Source organism: Phytohabitans aurantiacus, from assembly GCF_027923225.1.
Taxonomy (GTDB): Bacteria; Actinomycetota; Actinomycetes; order Mycobacteriales; family Micromonosporaceae; genus Phytohabitans; species Phytohabitans aurantiacus.
Window position 1 is genome coordinate 21,887 of the sequence record NZ_BSDI01000091.1, and the last position, 6,000, is coordinate 27,886.

Below are 6,000 nucleotides of genomic sequence, written 5' to 3' on the forward strand. Positions count from 1 at the left end.
TTCCCGGCCCCGATGAACGGCGCGATGCGAGTTCGATGAACGGCATCTCTCATGCTGGGCACATCGCGGCTGAGGGACTACCTGCGGCCGATCGGCGACGGCTGGAGGTTGACCATGCGGACGACGCTTACGCGACTGACTCGCTGGCTGATGGTCGCGGCGGCAGCGGCGATGGTGGCGCCGATCGCCGGCGCCAGCGCCGCCCACGCTGATCTGCGCGCCTGGGAGACCCGGCGGGGGACGCTCACGCTGGCACCGGGCGCGTCGGGTTCGGTGACCGTCGACTGTCAGAGCTGGGGCGTCGCGATCAGCGGCGGGTTCTCGGCCAGCACAGCCAACGACGTGTTCATCGACACCTCGCGCCCCTCGTCGACGAGCAACGGATGGTTCGTCAGCGCCCTCAACATGCTGACCACGACCCAGACGGTCGAGGTCTTCGCGGTCTGCGCCAGCATCGACGGCCGCACGTTCGACTCCCGCACCATCTCCGTCGCACCGGGCGCGAACCCCGCCGTCACAAAGACATGCCCCGCCGGTACGTCGAACACGGGCGGCGGATTCCGCGTCGACGCTGTCGATCGCCTCGTCGTGATGCTCTCCGGCCCGGCCAGCACCGGTCAGGGCTGGACGGTGATGCCGTTCAACGCCACGACGGTCACTCGCTCGGCCACCGTCTACACCGTCTGCGCGAACTTCGCCGGACGGCGGGTCGCCAAGCAAAGCGCCATCCTCGAGCCGGGTACCTCACTCACTCTGCCCGCCGCCTGCACGAACACCGAATTCGCGATCGGCGGTGGCTGGGAGCACGGCGGCGGCACCCGCTGGCTCGTCGACCGCGCGACACAATCCGGGCTCAGCGCCTGGACCGCGCACTACGTCAACACCACGACCACCGTGCGATTCGGCGTCGCCACCTACGCCGTCTGCGCCGGCCGACCAACCTGACCGGGACCGAACGGGGTCGGGCTTGGCGCGCGGTGCTGGCAGCGTGGGCCGGGGGTTTCGGCGAGCGCTTGCGAGCCGCCGGCCCGCGCGGTGCCCGCGGGAGCATGCGGTCCGCAACTGGCGCGGACCGGGGCACAAAATCCTCAGTAGACCTGGAGGCCGGGCGGCGCAAGCCGGCGCGGGCTGGCACGCGTGCGGATCGTCGAGCGCGACGGCGAGCACATTTACAGACCCGGAGTCCGCGGGCCTCAGTCCGTCGCCACATCCTGTGGGTCGAGGGCCGCTACGAGGGCGTCGAGGTGGCCGCGGACGCGGGCGGCGGTGAGGTGGTCGAAGTAGTCGCGGGAGCTGACGATCTGGCCGTCGCGCACCCGGAGCACGAAGATGCCGGGCAGCGCGAACGGCTCTCCGGTGTCGGCGACGGTGCCCTGGTACTCGAACTCGGCGACGATGACCTCGGGGTCGGTCGTCTCGTGGATGGTGATGTTGGTTGCCCGACGGCGCAGCCGTGGGCTTGTGCCGGTCGGCCGGAAGTGCTCGCGCAGTTCGTCGCGGGAGCGCAGCGCCGGCGCGCGAAGCGGGTCGAACGGGTGCGCGACGTCGGTCTGTTCCGCGTAGAGGCCGGGGAGATCGTCCCAGCGCTCCTCCGCGACACCGTTGACCAGGGCGAGAAAGACCTCTCGGGGGCTGAGGGGTGGGGTCAAGGGGATCCTCCCGTTAGCGGGACGCGTACGATCCGGAGTGTCGACTCTGACTATACGGAGTCTCGACTTCGGATATCAAACGGACGGGCGGGGCGGTTGAGTACCTCGGACAGGCGCCAGACCGGCGGCGGGCGAGCGCGACGCGTCGACGCGGAAGCCAATCGGAGCCGCATCCTGGACGTCGCCGAACAGGTATTCGGCGCGGGCGGCGAGTCCGCGTCGACGGAGGAGGTGGCTCGGCTCGCGGGGGTTGGCATCGCCACCGTCTTCCGCCACTTCCCCACCAAGGCGGCGCTGCTGCGGGCTGTGCTCGTCAGGCGGTTCGATCGCCTGCGCGAGCAGGCCGAGGCGTTGCTCGACACCGCCGACCCCGGCACCGCGTTCTTCGACTTCTTTCGCCATCTCGTCGCCGACGCCGCAACGAAAATCGCCATTGGTGAGGCGCTGCTCGACGCCGGCGGTGACAGCGACGGCGAGGCCGCAGAAGCGTCGAACGGGCTACGCCGCGCGGTCGGCGCGCTCCTGCGGCGTGCCCAGCAAGCCGGTGCCGTGCGAGACGACGTCGAGCTGCCCGAGGTCTACGCCCTGCTGGTAGCCACATCCCGGACGGCCGCACACGCCGGCCTCGACGAGGAGGTGCGGGCCAGGGCGCTCACCATCGTCTTCGACGGCCTCGCGCCGCATCGTCATCAGCCGGGCGCCGGCTGAGCGATTCCTGGTCGCCGGACGGGTACCGTCACCTCGTCGCCAACCAGGAAAGGGCCCGATGAGCAGCACCTGGCGCCACCTACCCACTACCGCCCGGGCGGTCGCGGTCACCGCGTCGGACGCGGTCGCCGCCGCTCAGGAGCAGGACCGAGACGGGCTCCAGGCCGCCGTCGACCCCCTCGCCGCGGCCGAGGGCTCCGGACTGGTACTGGGAACGGTGGTCCGGATGCTCCTCGAGGAGACCCACCCCGACGGGCTGGGCGGTGACGACGTCCGCGGGATCATCGAGCGTTGCACGCGAGCCGCCGCGGTCTGGGAGCCAGCCGTCGATCCTCATGTGCTGCTCGTGCTGCTGGCGGGCGCGTTGGGCGTCCACGATCCGGACGAGCAGGCGCCCCGGCCGGCTCCCGAGTCGCTGGCGCGGCACGCGGCGCTGCTGGTGGCTCACCTGTTGGCATCGACGTCGAGTCCACTCGCGACCTATCTCGCGGCCGCGTTCGCCGAGATCGAGCGCACCGAGTCGCAGGACTGACCCGGCCATGCCGCTGCCGCGCTGGCTCGCTCGCATCAACAGGCGCTTTCTCAACCCCGCGGAGATCCGTCGGGGCGTTCGCCCCGTGCTGATTCACGTGGGCAGGTCGTCGGGTACGACGTACCGGACGCCGCTCGACGCCCATCCGATCGCCGGCGGTTACGTGTTCATCCCGATGTACGGGCCGCGGACCGACTGGGTGCGGAACGCGCTCGCCGCCGGAACGGCCCGGCTGTCCGTCGGCGGCGCGGAGGTCGCGCTGTCGTCACCGCGGCTGGTGGCGAAGAAGGATGTCTGGCCGCTGCTGCCACCGGGTACCAGGACGCCGATCACGGTCTCGAACGACACCAAACTGCTGCGTATGGACCTAGACCTCAGACCTTGACACCCGTCGAAGCGACGCGCACCCTGTTCTGCACCTACGTGAAAGGGATTCATGATGACCGCCTCGCGTCGCAGGCCGGTCGCCCTGGGCCTGGCCGTCGTGGTGTCCGTCGCAGCCCTGGCGGTCGCCGCGATCCCCGGTGCGTCCGCCGCCACCAGGATCACCGGCCCGGCTGACTCCCTCGACGGGGTCTGCGCCACCCTGGAGGTCTACAGCGGATCACGGTCGAACGGCTACGTGGTGCGCGACGGCTCCGGATACGCCTTCACGTCCGCCGCCTCGTCCGCGACGCCGTTCCGGCTGGAGGCGACGCAGCTGTCCCGGTACGAGCTGCTGGGTCCGGACGGCGCGCCCGCGTACCAGAGCGTCGTCGGCTTCATCCTCGCCGGTGACAAGTACGGCGACCGGGCCGACTACACCCTGGCCGCGAGCGGCGACCGGTACCGCTTCGCCGCCACCGCCACCGGCCAGACCATGGGATCCTTCCTGTGGCGGCTCGGCGCGGGCGGGTCCGGCGACACCGTCGCCCTGGCCGCCGCCGGTGGCTGCTACACGCCGCCCGACATCGCCACCGGCGTCACCGGCACGGCGGCACCCGGCGTCGACACCAGCGGCAAGCTCGTGGGGACGATCGACGCCCACGCGCACGTCACCGCGGCCGCCGCCTTCGGTGGCCGGCTGCGCTGCGGCGAGGCGTGGGCCTCCGGCGGCGTCGAGGTGGCCCTCGCCGGATGCGCCTCGCACGCCAGCCTCAGCCTGGGCGCGCTGCTTGAGGCGATCATCGGCGGCTCCGACCCGATCGACTCGCGCGAGGACGGCTGGCCCACGTTCGGCGACTGGCCGCAACACAACTCGCTGCTGCACGAACAGTCGTACTTCCGGGGCATCGAGCGCTCCTGGCGGGCCGGCCAGCGGGTACTGAACGCGCTGCTCGTGGCGAACCGCGTGATCTGCGGCCTGTACCCGTCACGGGACACCTCCTGCGACGAGATGGACCAGCTGCGGGCGCAGTCCCGGTACCTGTACTCGATGCAGGACTACGTCGACGCGCAGAGCGGCGGCGCGGGCAAGGGTTGGTTCCGCATCGCCACCACGCCGGCGCAGGTACGCGCGATCGCCGCCCAGGGCAAGCTCGCCGTGGTCGTCGGCGTCGAGAACTCGGAGCTGTTCGGCTGCCGGGAGATCAACGACGCGCCGCAATGCACCCGGGCCGACATCGACGCCGGCCTCGACGAGCTGCGGGCGATGGGCGTGTCCGGCCTGTATCCGGTGCACAAGTTCGACAACGCGTTCGGCGGCACCCGCTTCGACTCGGGCGTCACCGGCGCGGCGGTCAACGTCGGCAACCTGCTCTCCACCGGCCACTGGTGGCAGGCGACCAGCTGCGCCGGCCCGTCCGACAACGAGCAGCCGCTGGTCAGCGACGACTTCGCCGAGTTGCTCAAGCTCGGTCCGCTGAACCTGCCAGCCGGGACGCTGCTGCCCGTGTACCCGAGCGGCCAGATCTGCAACACGCGCGGCCTGACCGGCCTTGGCCGGTACCTCATCGAGCAGGTGATGGCGCGCGGGATGATCATCCACATTGACCACATGGGTGTGAAGACCGCGCAAGCGGTCCTCGACATGGCCGAGGCCGCCGGGTACCCCGGCGTCGCGTCGGTGCACACCTGGTCCGACCGGGCCATCGTCGACCGGATCCTCGCCCTGGGTGGGTTCGTCGCCTCGTACGCCTACGCGGCACACGACGCGGGCAACGACCTGCCGGACTTCCTGGCCGAGTGGCGCGCCAACCGGGCGCTGGCGCACGGCGGCGCCATCACCGGGTACGGGTTCGGCAGCGACGTCAACGGCCTGGGGCCGCAGGCGCCGCCACGCCTGAACGCCGGTGCGAGCCCGCTGGGGTACCCGTTCACCGCACCCAACGGCACGACGGTGAGCCGGCAGGTCTTCGGCACGCGCACCTTCGACCTGAACGTCGACGGCGTGGCCCAGTACGGCCTCTACGCGGACTGGACCGTCGACCTCATCCAGCAGGCCGGAGCCGACGGTGCCGCGCTGCGGGCGGATCTGCTGAACGGCGCGGAAGCGTACACCGTGATGTGGGAGCGGTCGCTCTCATGACCGCTCACCACAGCCGCTTCAGGTCCAGCATCATGAACGTGCCGTCCGCGTCGAACCAGGTCTGCACCGGCGACCGCGGATCGTAGTCGACCTGCTCGACGATGCCCCCGCCGAGACTGGGACTCCTTTCGGGCGACTCGATCCGCGCTGCCCGGCCGCTGCCCCGGTCCCACAGGACCCGCCCCATGCTCGGGCCGCTGACCGCGAGGCGCCCGTCGAGGCCCGGAACGAAGCTGCCCTTCTGCTTCAATTCCACATAGCCGCCGCCGTCCAGAGCCTGAAACGCGATGTAGCCACCGACAGCCGACCCCGTACACCAGTCGGGTCCACATGCGACAGTCCACTCGAACTCGTCATTCGCCTTCCACTGCACCCGCCGCCCGGTAGCGACCTCAACCAAAGTCCCGGTGCGCTCCGGCTCACCAAACGGCGTACCCGGATACTGCGACGTAATCCACCCCGGCACGGTCGACAACCAATATCCCCGCGAACCCGGCACATCAGCGACCGGCCCACCGTTCAGCGACAGCCGACGGATCACGATGTCGTCCTGCCCCTGACCCGGACCATGCTGCTCCCAAATCAACGCCTCACCGGCCAGGACC

At 70.8% G+C, this 6,000-nt stretch carries 7 protein-coding genes; 5 read left to right on the forward strand and 2 right to left on the reverse strand.

The window, feature by feature from the left end; all coding sequences use genetic code 11:
• Window positions 1–114: 114 nt before the first annotated feature.
• Window positions 115–945, forward strand: coding sequence for a hypothetical protein (locus QMG73_RS44350; protein ID WP_281905969.1), 831 nt, complete (start codon window positions 115–117; stop codon window positions 943–945).
• A gap of 248 nt (window positions 946–1,193) precedes the next feature.
• Here QMG73_RS44350 and QMG73_RS44355 read toward each other — a convergent pair whose 3' ends face one another.
• Window positions 1,194–1,649: a nuclear transport factor 2 family protein gene (locus tag QMG73_RS44355; RefSeq protein WP_281905970.1), complete on the reverse strand. Its 456-nt coding sequence runs from the start codon at window positions 1,647–1,649 to the stop codon at window positions 1,194–1,196.
• 96 nt (window positions 1,650–1,745) lie between these two features.
• On the opposite strand from QMG73_RS44355, the gene QMG73_RS44360 reads away from it, so the two are divergent.
• The 4 genes from QMG73_RS44360 (at window position 1,746) to QMG73_RS44375 (ending at window position 5,395) form a co-directional block, all read left to right on the forward strand.
• Complete coding sequence (locus QMG73_RS44360) at window positions 1,746–2,357, forward strand: TetR/AcrR family transcriptional regulator (RefSeq protein WP_281905972.1); 612 nt, start codon at window positions 1,746–1,748, stop codon at window positions 2,355–2,357.
• A 58-nt stretch (window positions 2,358–2,415) separates the two neighbouring features.
• On the forward strand, window positions 2,416–2,889 hold the full coding sequence (locus QMG73_RS44365; protein ID WP_281905974.1) for a hypothetical protein: 474 nt from the start codon (window positions 2,416–2,418) through the stop codon (window positions 2,887–2,889).
• 85 nt (window positions 2,890–2,974) lie between these two features.
• Window positions 2,975–3,274, forward strand: coding sequence for a PNPOx family protein (locus QMG73_RS44370; RefSeq protein WP_281905976.1), 300 nt, complete (start codon window positions 2,975–2,977; stop codon window positions 3,272–3,274).
• Window positions 3,275–3,328: 54 nt separating this feature from the next.
• Window positions 3,329–5,395, forward strand: coding sequence for an amidohydrolase family protein (locus tag QMG73_RS44375; protein WP_281905978.1), 2,067 nt, complete (start codon window positions 3,329–3,331; stop codon window positions 5,393–5,395).
• A 4-nt stretch (window positions 5,396–5,399) separates the two neighbouring features.
• Here QMG73_RS44375 and QMG73_RS44380 read toward each other — a convergent pair.
• Window positions 5,400–6,000 (reverse strand): hypothetical protein (locus QMG73_RS44380; protein WP_281905980.1); only part of this gene is annotated, 601 nt, incomplete at its 5' end.